Raw genomic sequence first — 14,893 nt, forward strand, 5'->3', positions numbered from 1 at the left:
TGATAAACTCAAAACTTGTTATGCGAGGATTGATGCCATGAAAACCCAGGCCATGTTTTATGAAAAAATCAAGGACAAGGTTCACTGCTATCTCTGTCCCCACAATTGCGTGATGGAGGACGGTCATTTTGGGAAATGCAACGTGAGGGTGCATCAAAAAGGTGAGCTTTTTACCATAAACTACGGAGAGATAACTTCAGCAGCCCTGGACCCCATAGAAAAAAAGCCTCTTTACTATTTCAGGCCCGGTACTCATATTCTGTCGGTGGGAAGCTTCGGCTGCAACTTCACTTGCAGTTTCTGCCAGAACCATGGCATCTCCCAGTTTAATCCCGTATATGCAAATGAGTACAGGGATAACAGTGGCAAACCCCAAAAGGCTCTGAACAGTTCCTTACATGAAAGGGATTTTGCGGCAATCAGCGACTTTGTGCCCAAGGAGGATCTGGTTAAGACCGCCCTGGCGACAAAAAATAACATAGGGATAGCCTTTACCTATAACGAGCCCAGCATATGGTTCGAATATGTGTATGACTGTGCAAGGCTCCTGAAGGAAAAGGATTCAAAAGCGTCCGTAGTGCTGGTGACCAACGGATATATCAGTGAAGAGCCTCTTAAGATGCTCCTTCCTTATACCGATGCAATGAACATCGATTTAAAAAGCTTTAGAAATGCCTATTACAGGAATCTTTGCGGAGGCACCCTTAAACCTGTTCTCAAAACTATTGAAATCGCAGCAAAATCCTGCCATGTGGAGGTCACCACTTTATTGGTTACCGGTGAAAATGACAACCTGGATGAGGTGGAGGAAATAGCGGAATACCTCAGCACGATAAAAAGCGATATCCCCCTGCACCTTACCAGGTACTTCCCGAGATATCGCCACATGAGTCCTCCCACCGATATTGATTTTATGAAAAAAGCGGGGGAAGTCGCCGGCAGGTATCTCAGCAGAGTGGTTTTAGGCAATTTGTGAGCAAAAACCTGCCGGTTCCATCCTCTTCCACTTATTACTCCGCAGTTTTCTTGTCCGTAAGCTCCGCCAGAGATGTTGCCAACCCTGCCAGGCCTTGAATCTCTGAGGGAATTATAATCTTGGTTGACTTTCCTTCGGCAACCTTCTGCAGAGCTTCAAGACTCTTGATGGCAATGACGGCTTTGTTCGGATTTGAGTCGTTGAGCATTCTCAGACCCTGGGCCGTAGCCTCCTGTATCCTGAGGATAGCTGCCGCCTGTCCTTCCGCCTCTCTAATAGCCGCTTCTTTTTTGGCTTCGGCTCTAAGGATGGTGGCCTGCTTTTCAGCTTCTGCTTCCAAAATTGCCGCTTCCTTTTTACCCTCTGCAATCAGTATGGCAGATTTCTTTTCACCCTCCGCCTTTAAAATGGCTTCTCTTCTTTCTCTTTCCGCTTTCATCTGCTTTTCCATAGCATCCTGGATCTCTTTTGGAGGAATGATGTTCTTGAGCTCAACACGATTGATTTTTATGCCCCAGGGGTCCGTGGCTTCATCCAATATAGCCCTCATTCTTGAGTTGATCGTGTCCCTCGATGTCAAGGTTTCATCCAGCTCCAGATCTCCTATAATATTCCTCAAGGTGGTAGCTGTGAGATTTTCTATTGCCGACATGGGATTGCTCACCCCATACGCATACATTTTAGGGTCAGTTATCTGGAAATAGATAACAGTATCGATCTGTATTGTTACATTATCTTTGGTTATAACCGGCTGAGGCGCAAAATCCCATATCTGCTCTTTCAGCAGCACAACCTTTGCAACCCTGTCAATCAACGGAATCTTAATGTGAGGCCCTACGTCCCAGGTAGTCAGATAAGCCCCCAGCCTCTCAATGACATAAGCATTGGCCTGAGGTACAATCCTGATGCTTGTGATTGCCAGAAGAATTAAAATTACGGCTAAAATTATAAAAATCCAAGGCATTGCTTACTCCTCCTTTAAATCCAAATCATTCCCAACTCTCTCAACTATCAGCTTAACACCTGTGATGCTCTTTATTTCCACCATTTCTCCAGCTTCAATATCCTGGTTATCTGCAGATCTTGCAGACCATATCTGTCCGAAAATCTTTACCTGACCGGTTCCGTTAATCACATCAATCCTTTCGGTTACCAGCCCCTTTTCTCCTATAAGTCTATCTGCATTGGTGCGAACGATTCCAATTCTTCCATACTTTTCTAATATCGGTTTGGTGAAAAAAAGCAGGATTAAAGACGATGCAAAAAAAACTATGATTTGTATTGGAACAGGCAGCTCGAACATTGAAATGAGCATGGCAATCAGAGCTCCTGCGGCAAACCATATCGTAGTTAATCCTAAAGTCACAGCTTCGATAATCCCCAGCACAATTGCGATAATAAGCCAAACATAAGTGGCAGAAATATTCAGGAAGCACACCCCCTCTGTTAATACCTATCGGTACCTCTTCACTATTACCTATTATACATTATACTAATATAAAGTTATTCCTTCAATGGATATACCAGTCATCGGTGTAAATATGCAAATATTCCGGCAAATCAACAAAGCCTTCTGTGGGTGTGCGATGGGATCATAGGCCGAAAAACTTACTGCGTTGCAAGCCTTGGTGATAAAATTCAAGCCATAAAAAATTAACTCTTTTTATTAAGCATTTTCTGAGAATAAGTTCCATGTTAAAGAGACAGAGATGGTTTGTAAACCTTTAGTTGTTAGTATGGTTCGATGCTTTAAATTAGTATGGTTCGATGCTTTAAAATAGAGTAATTTTAACAACGGAGTCAAAAACCATTAAAACAGGTTATGGAATTAGCAAAAGCTTTAGTCCGGCACAGATGCCCTTAATCTTTTGAGCAATTCCCTGCCTTCTTCAATGGAACCTGCCTGAGCCTCTATGATAATATTCCTTTTCTTTGGCCAGTCTCCTTTAAGCAACCTTTCAACCGTTGACTGCTGCGCTTCCGGCGGGTCTCCCCATTGTAAAAGGGTTATGTTTTTAGGTATCTTGTCGCATATGTCCCAGAGGTTATGATGGTTTGCATCATAATCAAAACCCGCCAAGTCATCTATTTTAAACATTTGATCCATAACCTTATCACTGGTACCGCAATAATGTATTCTTCCTCCACCAATAGCCTTCAAAAGCTTCTTATCCCTGGGCAGTATGTGCTTCGTATAAAATTCAGGACTTATCATGTGCAATGAACAATTGCTGATGCGCGCAGCTCCTTTCCACATGGCTCCCCAGTCAAAAAACCATTCTCTGTCATCACTGATCATATTTTTCAGATAAGGTACCAGTTCAATCATATAGTCAGTTACTACATCCAGCAGATAACCTACCGCATCAGCATCGTCATAAAAGTCCAGAAATATATCATTACCCCTTATCATATATGCATTATTAAACGGGCTCTGTATGTCAGGATGCTGTATATGCACCCCCGGGGGAAGATTCTCCTTAAATATTTCGGTAAATTCCTTAAGTTTTCCGTACCATCCGCTGTCCAGTGCTGGCTTTCTAAGCTTATAAATGTCTTCAATGCTTTTAACTACATGATTGCCTGCAGCAGGCAGGCTATTTTCAAAAACATGCATCCGGCAGCCGAAGGCTGCTGCTACCTGAGCGGTACCAAACTGTACTCTGACGGAAGGTACTCTGTCATCCCCTATTTCAATATGGGACCTTAAAATGTCCAGCTCCGCTTTCAGCATTGCAATGGGGTCCTCTACTCTTTCCCTGACTGTAGAGCTTAACTTGACAGGTGTTCTGATGATAAATTTGGGAGAACAGTTGTCAGGATCCTCATACATTCTTTTATAATCCCTGTACAATTCATCAAACCTGGCCAGATTTTTGTCATCAATGAGAAGATAATTTTTTAGCATCATATGTTCTCCTTTCAATACGAATGTACGCTTGTAGAGCAGGATATATGCTTAAATGTACAAAAAACAAGAGGACTTGCAGCATCTCACCGACCGGAAGCTTGGCTTCGAAATGCTGCAAGCATAAAAGCTTATATGGTTAGGATATGGATCATCCGGTATCGGATATGTTGATTGAGATGAAAATGAGAATGTCATTTTCATTATTGACTGTGCTTTGCAGGCATGAGTGGCTGTGCAGAAATGAATTTCCGCTTGAGCCAAAAGCATCCCTTTCAACAACCGAATCCAGACAGCTCTTTCTAAATACCTACTCTATACTTTTAGCTAACCATTGATTTATAATTACTCCCGCATCGTACCTCAGGACTGCCTCTCCTTCTTCCGGTATCCACCCCTTATGCGAGCTTTTATCAATAAAGCTGATAAATTGCTCCATGTGTTTTATTGCCTGCTTTATGTGTCCTTTTGCGTAATGGTCCTGCGCCTGGACAAGCTTCTGCTTCATGGCATTCGCAAAGGGCCCGTCGAGCATGCCGTTATCGAGATAACGATCTATGATTCTCGTCATTGATTCCGTGCTTGTCGTAACGGTAAAAGTCTTTGCCTCCTCCATGCTGTTTCCCGCATTGTCTGTTACCAAAACATTAATATAGTGTGTTCCGGTCATGCCCGCCAGATCAATTTCAGAATCATTAACATACGGTACCCCGTCAATGGTCAATTCTGCCTTATTCACTCCCGATGCACTGTCCAATGCCGATAAATTAAAGCTGATTACCCTGTAATCCTCAAAGCTCATAGAATCACCATATATAGCCTGATTTACACTAAGGCAGCAGGTTGGTGCAGTCTTGTCAATGCTGATTACTATTTCTTTGCATTCTTCCGTGTTGCCTGCCATATCTATGGAACGGTACAGCATTGAATTCACTCCTTCCGATGATATGATCACCGGAGCCGTATATTCGTTCCAGGTCATTCCGCCATCCATGCTGTATTCTGTGAGCTTAACCTCCGATATGCCATCAGAAGCATTCAAAGTAACCGTCACATCTGAATTGAACCATCCGTTGATGGGAGTTTTATCGATAAAAGCAGTTGTAACGGGTGGTGTATTGTCTGCATCCACAACCTGATAGAGGGTAATATCATCAAAGTATATATTTTGTGAATACCTTCCGTCACTCCACAAATCACCTATCATGAAGTTCTTCAATCCATAACCCGGATATTGCCCTACGAGGGTTCCGTCAATATATGCATTGATTTTGCCTGGAACACTGTAATTATCCAGTATTACCTTGTGCCAGCCTTTAGTCCTTTCAACGGCAGTTGTAAAATAGGAGTATATATTTCTTACCATGTAATGGGCCGGATTATCAATGATGCCCACCATCAGCACAGAAGTTCCGGTATTTGAAGGGTCGGCAGAATTCTTCCTGTCAGTTGAAAATACATTTCCATTAGTGGTCACGCCATCATCATAAAACCATCCTTCGATGATTCCTACATACGGTTCATCCAGGCCAAATTCCATGGACAGCACCGTATAATCTTTGTTAACTTTGAGACTGTATATGCCGCTTCTTGGATTTTCCGTGTTAATGGTATTGGAATCCCCCTGGAGACCCCACCGGGTCAAGGTTTCTTCCGGATTCTCAAAGGTTTCCCTTACAACATAACCATTGTGTACGACAAAGGTGTTTTCCTTGGTTTTGGTGGCTCCACCCATGGATACCTCTACCTTTATAACGGTAACGCCCAAACCCACCGGAGCAATCCGGCCATTGCTGTCAATGACCGCTACATCAGGATTGCTGCTGGTGAATTTCACTTCGGCATTATAAAGACTCTTAAGCTGCTCTATAGAGTAAGTTTGATTATTATTCAGTGTGCCCAATACTTCATATAAAACTGGTTGGTCATAAATCCCCATGCTGCCTATACTCCGGCTTACATCAAGGGATTCAAGGCTTAATGGTTCAACATGGATCTCCATTGCGTCAGTATAAACCCTTCCGTTCAAATGCACACTGACAGTAATGGTTGCAGTCCCAGCCTTTACTCCATGGACCACGCCGTTGTCATCCACTACCGCAACTGCCGGATCACTGCTGCTGTAGAATATCATTATACCCTCAATACTTTCAATATCTACATTACCGGGCATTCCTGATACTTTAAGAGGTATATCGGCTCCTTCACCGATCCTGTCTTTGCCGGCTGAAAGCTCAATGGATAAGAAAGGTGCTTCCAGCAGGTATAATGAGTTAAACACTGCCTTGCTTGCTTTTGTGTTGTCATGGGATGTAACGGCCAGGCCGACATAGGCCTCGTTGCTGAAACCGTTGATATTAGCTGTGCCAACAGGGGTCCAATTCACACAGTCCGGTGAAACATATCCTGTCATGGTATCTCCCCACCTTTCCAGCTTAAGCCAGTAAGGTGCCGTGATACCGGATAATCCTACACTGGTCGCATTGGTACCTTGTGCAGTTCTCCTCTGGAAAGTGGCCCCGTTGGATGGTGTGACCAGCATAGCTGCATACCGGGCATCGCTGGTTAAGGCTTCACGGATCATAACTCCTGCTTTTGCCCAGGAATTGGTATTTTGCTGGCTTACTACATGCGCTATGAAAACACCGTTTCCTGTCATGGGCCTGTAAGCATAATGGAAGGCATCGTTTGCATACCATATGTCCGACCCGGAGCCAATCACTGTATAAAATCCGTCTTGTTCACCATAGCTGCCCGGTACCCCTGTATTGCCAATATCCATGCCCGAAAACTCCAACCGGGATACTGCATTGATGATGACTGAATTATTAAATTCAACTCCGTTTATCACAACGGTTGCAGTAATAATAGATGCTCCGGCACTCTTGGCTGTCACAACGCCGTTTGGATCTACCGATATAACATTCTCATCGCTGCTTGTAAATGCAATCTCAGCATGCTGGGGCAAATTGCAGAGTATTCCGCCGGCCATGCCCTTTAATACCAAAGTGGTGCTGTCTCCTATATTAGGAAGAAAAGTCCTGTCCGTTGTCATGGTAACAGCAGTGATGGGAAGGTCTTCATACTCGATGGATACATCGGAAAAGACGGCTTCTGTCATTCCGTTATTTTTCCCTGCCATGACTGCAAGGCCGATCATGATTTCATCGTCCATGTCCAGGGTTTTTGAATTCGGGAACCTCTTCCACTCACCATTGATCATATAATAACCGATGACTTCCGTTCCGTTAATGACCATCCTTATATAACTCGGGAATTCCGGCTTGTCATCCAGGGATCTTGTATAAGTTGTTTCTCCGCCGTCCACTTTGCGTTCTGTAAAGAATACTTCTTTTTGGCTGGCACTCTGTCTTAGGTATATATGCCTTGAATCGGGACTGTCATTTACCCTCACATCGATTCCAAACTGGGTGCCAGGTGTGGTGGTATCGGTGATATCCAGTTTTGCTGTAATGGCGATTTTCCTCGGGTTATCTTCCAAATTCACTTTCTGATATACATACAACGTTTCATCGACTGTTCCCCAGGCATCAGCTGCATCGGTAAAGAATGTAAAGGTACCGCTGTCAAAGGAGACATAACCGTCCGCATCCCCATAATGCCTTATTTCCCATGGAGACGGCAGCCGCTGCACATCCGAAGGATAAACGAACTGGGTATAGCTGGCTGAAACTTCTTTGCCATCTATGACTGCTTTTACATTAATATAGGCCTTTCCATAGGAGATTGCCGTGATTTCTCCGTTTTCGTCCACAACAGCAACCTCAGGATTGGATGATGTCATTTCAAGCTGATCAGGCTCAACGGTTACCACCGTACCATCCGACATGGTAACTTCTGCTTTCAGCCTGTTGGTTTCTCCCGGGTACAGCCCCTGCTTTTCGGCCGTAACCTGAAGGGAACTGGCCACCATTTCCCGGACTTTGATGGGCAGCTGGGCGGATTTTTCATTGCCCTTGTTGTCTTTTACCAACACCGATACGATGACTTCGCCCTGGGATACGGCTGTCATATTTCCGCCGGCATCAACGGTCAACACGAATGGATTGCTGCTTTCAAACAGCGTATTGCTCGGATTTAGCTCCAGGTTTTGCCAAAGCTCGGATACCGCACTTACATGCAAGGGGATATTGGTCTCGCCGGTCAAAAGAACCTCTTTTTTTGTCTTGAATTGAATATCCCTGATACTGTCGTCAACAATGACATAGACGTCCTTGAATTTAATCAAAGCACCGTTTTTGCTTACGTCCACTGTAATTTTGGCAATTCCCCGCCCTTTGGCGGTGATAAAACCGGTACTGCTTACTTTCGCGACAGATGCATCATCGCTCCTATAAGCAATGTCATATCCCTCAAGGTCTGTGAAAAATCCTGTTTTCGTCCTTCCTGTCACCGTCAGCTGAGCTGTGGAATTTTCTGAAGCATCCAGGTTGATATTTGCTCTGATACCAGCTATATCGGATTCTATGTAAATTCTGTCCAGGTCCTCATATTTGTCAGTAAACTTAAAGTCAGGCTTAAGTCCGGCTTTTTGTACATCAATGTCCTCAATCCCAAGGGTATAGGCCGGGGAGTTATACATGAACCGGTAATCGTCCTCTTCTTGATTCACAAATAAAGGATCCGCGGTGATGGAATACTGGTCATAGCTTTTATCCCGCCATTCCCTCCACTGATTCAGATCCTGCACCTCTGGATGGCCTGTGAACTGATAAATATCCGATGCGTTTTTATACAGGTTGGACTCGAAACTTGAGAACCTGTCTTCCGAGAAATCATTAAACTGGATGATTTTCGGGTTTTTCGTGCTGTAAAATACATTTCTGTTCACAACCTGCTCCCGGATGATATGTCCCATGGCATGAGACAAAATATAGGGAGTGTTGTTGTCAGTAACGACGATATTGTTTATGCAATCCACCTTCATTCCTTTCAGGATGAAAGGAAATGCCGTTACATTGGAAGCCACATTATTGCGGAAAATGGTATAGTCGGACATATCATCATTATAAAAAGCCATTCCGCGGGTATCATGAACCCAGTTGTTTTCAATGATATTGTTTTTTCCATTTCCCCACAGGTTTATGGCTCCTGAATCATTGGCTTCCGTCACCACATTGGTCACTTCGTTGTATTTGATCACATTATCTCTCGAATAGATATAATCCCAATGATTCAGGTATTTTATGGCTTCCGGGATATAATCCACCACATATCTGTCCCCAAGCAGAGCGATACCGCTCCTTCTCATATCGGATACCCTGTTATAGGACATTTCATTCCCGCCGCTCATAAGAATTTCTATGCCGGCGCCGTGTAAAATCAGTTGGCCTCCGCGCCTCACCAGATTATTGGAAATCAGATTGTTTTTGTTGATATAACCTGCTTTGTTGGGGCCCAGCGCCACCAGATAAATGCCATGATAACCGAAATCTTCAACCAGATTGCCATAAATGGTATTATTCTGGGAATATTTATTGAGCACTACGGCCGATAATCCCGAAAGGAGGATTTTGCAATTCCTGACCGTAATATTGACCGCATTTTCCATAAATACGGTACCGTCCCTGCAGTCATCCCTTTCAAGGCCACCGTTGCCGGCTGTTTTGCTGGAAAGATAAAGACGTCCCATGTCCGTGCATTTTATGGTCAACCCGTCAAATATGATGTTTTCTACAAGCTTGGTGCTGTCAGAGCCTACAAGGTTTAGAATCCGCTTTGTAGCAGGAGCGATGATTTCCTGCTCCCCTATCGGAGTGGTTGAGTCTTCAGGCCAGTAATATAAATATCCACTGGTCCTGTCGTAATAATATTCTCCGGGCATGTCAAGAAAAGACCGGGAACCCGTCAGGTAATACCCGTTTTGACCTGCCGTCATTCCTCCATAGGGACTGTGGTCCACTTTGATGATATTTTCCACATAGTCTATATCCACAACGGATGAAACGGTTGTAACGGTGAAAGCCTGCCCCGGCATGCAAAATGCCCTTACATTCGTCAGATCATCCAATGGCTCGGGAATCTGGCCTTCCACATAATGAATATTTGTGTTATTGGACGATACTGCCGGGAAAAAATATCCCTGATTGGGAATTCTCGCTTCCGTTGCCCTTTTTCCGTTTGCATACATGGTATAAAACTCATAGCCTACGTATGCTTTATAGATATTTCCGGAATCCGGCTCCCATCCGGTTATTTTTTTACCGCCTACAATAACAGGCTCTTCACCAGGGTAATTTCTGTATGTCACAGTAAATCCATTCCTGCCGGAGTCCCTTTCATCAAAATCGATGGATGATTCCACATAGTAGTCGCCTCCGCGCAGATACACGGTGATATTACCGTTCATACCTTCAGCGATGATTTTTCTAACTTCATCCCTTGCTCTGCCAATGGTGGCAAAAGGAGCATCCATTGAACCGTCATTATTATCGTTGCCATCGGGAGCTATATACAAGGAGATTTCACCGGACGCTTCTACCTTATCTGGGCTTGCCGCAAGCATGCCCATGATTAATCCTAAACACACAACAATTGATACGAACTTCCTGATTATTGGCATAATATTACCTCCATCGCATTTTTACCGACAGGCACACTGATTCAGTTATAAAAAATCTGAACAGGCAACGATAAAGATTTTCAATTATGACAGTACAAATTAGTTCCGGCAAGTATACTCTATATAAAAATCTCTATCGCTTTTAAATCCAATAGGTGAAATCAATAATCAGCGGGTTATTTAGAAAAAAGGGTTCATGCAAAAGTACAAGAAGTAATCTTTGTATGAACCCTTTCATTTTTATCCCTTGTGTTTATACAGCGGGATAATACTGTATTATTCTGAAGTTTATTTCAGTAGGTTTTTCATATACTCTTTATTGTAATTTTCACTGTATTCCCTGTTTATCTCTTCCAGAAGCTTATCATCCATACCGCAGGTTGTCTCAGCTATCTTGATAAATTCGTCGTACAGTTTTTCAAATTCCTCTTCCGATGTTGCAGCCAATACCTTAAGCATTGCATCCTCAAAGGTCTTTCTGGAAGCTGTCTGCTTCTTCACCCCTTCCAGTTCGGGGAAGTTCCAGATAGCGCACGGGAGGGATTCTACACGTTTAATGGGATCCACAATGCCGGTGTATTGATTAAATTTATTGAAGCCGTCGGATGCCTTGACTTCTTTGTCATACATAAAGTCAGCTCTGAATTTGTTCAGGTCGGGTCTTACAATCCACGGCCATGAAATCAGGCTGGTATTGTAGAAGTTCGCAATACCATAGTACAGTCCCTTTTCATTGGCCTTGCCATAAGCCATGCAGTCTTCCAGATCCTTGTCTACATATTTACGTTTTCCGTTTGCATCTTCAGTAAACAGGCCTGCACTTCTCGGACCCCATACTGAAGCCTTCATTCCGGCTTCAGTCCACAGGTAGTTGAAATATGTCAATATCTGAGGCACATCCTCCTCTTTGACCGAATCCTTGAAAATATAATAGGTATGGGAACCTGAACCTGCGGCTCCGGTCATCTGGACAAACCTGCCTTCCGTGTCGCCTTTGAAGTTGAAGTACACTCTTCTGTACACAGGTTTGCCCGCACTTTCCAGCTTGGCTCTGTCCGGTGCCAGCCATGCATAAGATGTTGCATACATTCCCGTATCTCTCTTCTGGTTGAAGGCCGCAGCATTATCAATGAAGCATTCTTTAGGCACTATACCATCTCTGACCAGTTTGTTCCATGTATGCAGAGCTTCCTTGAAGAAAGGCTGCTTGAACATGTATTCAACTTTCTTGGTGATATTATCCCAGTACGTAAAATAGTTGTTTTCAGGGAACCATCCATACAGGCCTCCGGTAAGCACTGACATCAACGGCCAGTTGTCACCGCCCGAGAAAAGGAACAGAGGCTCTACATCTTTTCCGTCTTCCTTAATTCCCAGCTTCTTAATTTCATAGAAGAACTGAATCACATCTTCCCTGCTGTTTAAAGGAACATCATACAGGTCTTCCTTTGTAAACTTGCCACCTCTCTGCACATACAGCTCTTCAATCTCCTGTACGGTTTTAGCCTGAGGATAAATTTTCTTCAGGATATCCTCTCTGACCCATAAGAAGGGAGTATTGTCTCCAAAGGGGATTTCGTTTTCTTTGGCAAATTCAGGGTCCAGGATATTGAACCATTTTGGATCCACCCTCATGGGCAATCCATAAATTTTCCCTTCAATTCCGCCGTTAATACCGGGCTGATCCCATAATCCGGGCAGTTTGTCCGCCGGCAATGCCTTGATTATATCCGGACAGTATTTTTCCACCAAATCCGTCAAATCATAAAGCAAATCTCCCCTAACAACTTTTGATATATCAGGTACGTTATATACGATATCCGGAAAATCCTTGGAGGCAATAATCATAGCCAGCTTCTGCTCCCCTGTCTGCCCTGAGTTGTCAAAGGAGCCCTCAGGATCAAGCTCAATGCCGGTAACCCTCTTAACTTCAGCTCTGAAAACATCTTGGGCGGAAGTCTTTCGCGCGTCACCACCGCTACCATGGGCATACCATACTTTAAGTTTCAGTTGTTTTCCCGTCCAGTCAGGCAAATCGGATGAATCCTTCGCAGTGCTAAGACCAGGTATCAACTCATCGGACTTGACTTCCTCAGTCTTAACCTCACTGGTTGCTGTTTGCTGAGTTTGCTTACTGTCTTCCTTTGAATTGACCTTCTCCTCGGTTTTTTTATCGCATCCTGCAAACGAGGACATTAGAAGTGTAGCTGATAGCAACAGTGCTGCCAATTTTTTGTGAGATTTCAACATTTTCTCGATCCTCCTTTTTTTGATTTTATCACTATTGATAAACACTTCAAGACCATTCTTAAAGTGTATTACCCTTTGATGGCGCCTATCATGACTCCTTTGACAAAATACTTCTGGAAGAACGGGTATACAAGAATTATTGGGACGCTGGTTATAATAATTTGCGCTGATATGAGCGACTCAGGAGTAGTCTTTATCTGCTGCTGCAGATCATTCATATCACGGCCTTCCTTGACAGCTTCAGCAATCATATTGAGCACTGCTTCGCTTTCCCTGATAACTCTCATTAGCATATACTGCAGAGTGAAGAGCCTGTTTCTGGTTACATAATACAGTGTGGTTATCCAATCATTCCATAATCCCACAGCAACCCAGAGGGATACGGTTGCCAGAATCGGTTTTGATAATGGCAGAAATATACGCAGCAAAACCGTGATTTCGTTAGCCCCATCCATTTTGGCGGACTCTTCCAGGCTGTCGGGGATAGTGCTCTTTATATATGTCCTGATGATTATCATGTTGTAGAAGCTGAACAGCCCGGGAAGTATATAAACCAGGAAATTATTTATCAATCCCAATCTGTGGTATAGCATAAAGGTCGGTATCAATCCTGCATTTATAAAGTTGGGAATTATCAGGAACAACAGCAGCACCGTTTTTCCTATAAAATCCTTTTTGGCCATGACATATGCCGCACAGTACTGGACTATCAAGGACAGCAGTGTTCCAATTACCACCCTTGCTATCGTAATGGTAGCCGCATTGAAAATATTTTTGTCCCCTAAAACGGTCTTATAATTATCCCATGTAAAAACCCTTGGAAATATAGTTATACCGCCCCTTGAGGCATCTATTCCTTCATTGAGGGATTTAGCCAACACATGGAGATAAGGAAATAGTGTAATTACTATGATCACAAGCATGAATAATACATTGAATACCCGGAAAATCTTGTACCTTGTACTGGTATGTTTCATAGTTAACCCCCTTACAATGTCCTACCATATTGAGATTTCGCTGACCTTTTTGGAAACCTTGTTAGCTCCCCATGTCAAAAGAAATGAAACCAGGCCAAGGGTAAGGCCAAATGCGGTTGCCATTGAATATTGGCTTTGCTGCAACCCCTGCTTGTACACTATTGTGCTTATTACTTCATAATCAATAAAAGCATTTTGCAGGCCATAAACCAGTTGGAAATTGTCATTCAGAATGCCGCCGCAGGCCAATATCAGCAGCATGATGACTGTTTGCTTAATCCCCGGTATAGTGATGTATATTATCTGTTTTAGCCTTCCTGCACCATCGATATAAGATGCTTCATATAGTTCAGGGTCTATTGACGTTAGTGCAGCCAGATATATTATTGTATTCCAGCCTAAGTTTTTCCAGATTTGCAACAGAAGCACATTGGGAACGAAAAAACCCTGTTCCCCAAGAAAGAGAATTCTGCTGTTGTCATCACCGGTTATCCATACCAGCAAATCATTGATCGGTCCATATTTCGAATATATCGTATAAGCTATTCCAATAACTGTTGCCCAGGATAAGAAGTGAGGCAGATAGCTTATAGTTTGTACGGTTCGTTTGAATATGCCGTTTTTCAGTTCATTCAGCATAAGGGCAAAAATTATAGGCAGCGGAAATCCGGTTATCAGCGATAAAACTCCCAGCTTCAAAGTATTGAAAGCTGCTTCCTTAAGCTGCGGAATGGTGACGATTTCCTGAAAATGCTTAAACCCTGCCCAGGGACTATTGAACTGGTCTATGATATCAAAATCCATAAATGCTATGGAAATGCCCGGTAGAGGAACATAGTTAAATACAAATACGCTCAATAGGGCCGGCAGTATTAGTAAATACAGCGAAAAATCCTTTTTTAGCCTGAGCAGTTTTGATTTCTTTGAACCTTTCCCTGTTGACATGTTTACATAAGCTCCAGCCACGAACTATTCCCTCCCTGTACGCCGTTAATTGCTGTATTTGGCTGAATCAAAATAGGAACTTGACTTTCATGTATTTATTCTAAAATTAAAAGACCTGATTTTGTAGTTCGGATATGAAACAAATATAACGTTTTATCAAACACTTTTGGGTTTTATATAACTTGACTAAAAATTGTAAAAGCTATAGAATTTAAATTAGTAGATAAATTCTCTTGCATGTATTTCTTTTATTC

8 protein-coding genes are annotated in these 14,893 nt (G+C 43.2%); 1 reads left to right on the forward strand and 7 read right to left on the reverse strand.

Features of this window, described 5'->3' with window-relative positions; all coding sequences use genetic code 11:
• The first annotated feature begins 37 nt into the window (after positions 1 to 37).
• Complete coding sequence (locus tag CDO33_RS16950; protein ID WP_103079822.1) at positions 38 to 976, forward strand: radical SAM protein; 939 nt, start codon at positions 38 to 40, stop codon at positions 974 to 976.
• Positions 977 to 1,010: 34 nt separating this feature from the next.
• On the opposite strand, the gene CDO33_RS16955 is transcribed toward CDO33_RS16950, so the two are convergent.
• The 7 genes from CDO33_RS16955 to CDO33_RS16985 form a co-directional block, all read right to left on the reverse strand.
• On the reverse strand, positions 1,011 to 1,940 hold the full coding sequence (locus tag CDO33_RS16955; protein WP_103079823.1) for an SPFH domain-containing protein: 930 nt from the start codon (positions 1,938 to 1,940) through the stop codon (positions 1,011 to 1,013).
• 3 nt (positions 1,941 to 1,943) lie between these two features.
• Positions 1,944 to 2,414 (reverse strand): NfeD family protein, encoded by a 471-nt coding sequence (locus CDO33_RS16960; protein ID WP_103079824.1) that lies wholly within the window; start codon positions 2,412 to 2,414, stop codon positions 1,944 to 1,946.
• A 402-nt stretch (positions 2,415 to 2,816) separates the two neighbouring features.
• Positions 2,817 to 3,887 (reverse strand): uroporphyrinogen decarboxylase family protein, encoded by a 1,071-nt coding sequence (locus CDO33_RS16965; protein ID WP_103079825.1) that lies wholly within the window; start codon positions 3,885 to 3,887, stop codon positions 2,817 to 2,819.
• Positions 3,888 to 4,194: 307 nt separating this feature from the next.
• Positions 4,195 to 10,467, reverse strand: coding sequence for an Ig-like domain-containing protein (locus CDO33_RS16970; RefSeq protein WP_103079826.1), 6,273 nt, complete (start codon positions 10,465 to 10,467; stop codon positions 4,195 to 4,197).
• A gap of 288 nt (positions 10,468 to 10,755) precedes the next feature.
• Complete coding sequence (locus CDO33_RS16975; RefSeq protein WP_103079827.1) at positions 10,756 to 12,717, reverse strand: type 2 periplasmic-binding domain-containing protein; 1,962 nt, start codon at positions 12,715 to 12,717, stop codon at positions 10,756 to 10,758.
• Positions 12,718 to 12,785: 68 nt separating this feature from the next.
• Positions 12,786 to 13,694 (reverse strand): carbohydrate ABC transporter permease, encoded by a 909-nt coding sequence (locus CDO33_RS16980; RefSeq protein ID WP_103079828.1) that lies wholly within the window; start codon positions 13,692 to 13,694, stop codon positions 12,786 to 12,788.
• A gap of 21 nt (positions 13,695 to 13,715) precedes the next feature.
• Positions 13,716 to 14,660 (reverse strand): ABC transporter permease, encoded by a 945-nt coding sequence (locus tag CDO33_RS16985; RefSeq protein ID WP_103079829.1) that lies wholly within the window; start codon positions 14,658 to 14,660, stop codon positions 13,716 to 13,718.
• Positions 14,661 to 14,893 lie beyond the last annotated feature (233 nt).

The sequence above is a fragment of the Clostridium thermosuccinogenes genome (assembly GCF_002896855.1).
GTDB lineage: Bacteria > Bacillota > Clostridia > Acetivibrionales > DSM-5807 > Pseudoclostridium > Pseudoclostridium thermosuccinogenes.

Excerpts from the sequence above, each read along its gene's own strand:
- CDO33_RS16950 (WP_103079822.1), top strand. The coding sequence starts at position 38 with ATGAAAACCCAGGCCATGTTTTATGAAAAAATCAAGGACAAGGTTCAC.
- CDO33_RS16955 (WP_103079823.1), bottom strand. The coding sequence starts at position 1,940 with ATGCCTTGGATTTTTATAATTTTAGCCGTAATTTTAATTCTTCTGGCA.
- CDO33_RS16965 (WP_103079825.1), bottom strand. The coding sequence starts at position 3,887 with ATGATGCTAAAAAATTATCTTCTCATTGATGACAAAAATCTGGCCAGG.
- CDO33_RS16970 (WP_103079826.1), bottom strand. The coding sequence starts at position 10,467 with ATGCCAATAATCAGGAAGTTCGTATCAATTGTTGTGTGTTTAGGATTA.
- CDO33_RS16975 (WP_103079827.1), bottom strand. The coding sequence starts at position 12,717 with ATGTTGAAATCTCACAAAAAATTGGCAGCACTGTTGCTATCAGCTACA.
- CDO33_RS16980 (WP_103079828.1), bottom strand. The coding sequence starts at position 13,694 with ATGAAACATACCAGTACAAGGTACAAGATTTTCCGGGTATTCAATGTA.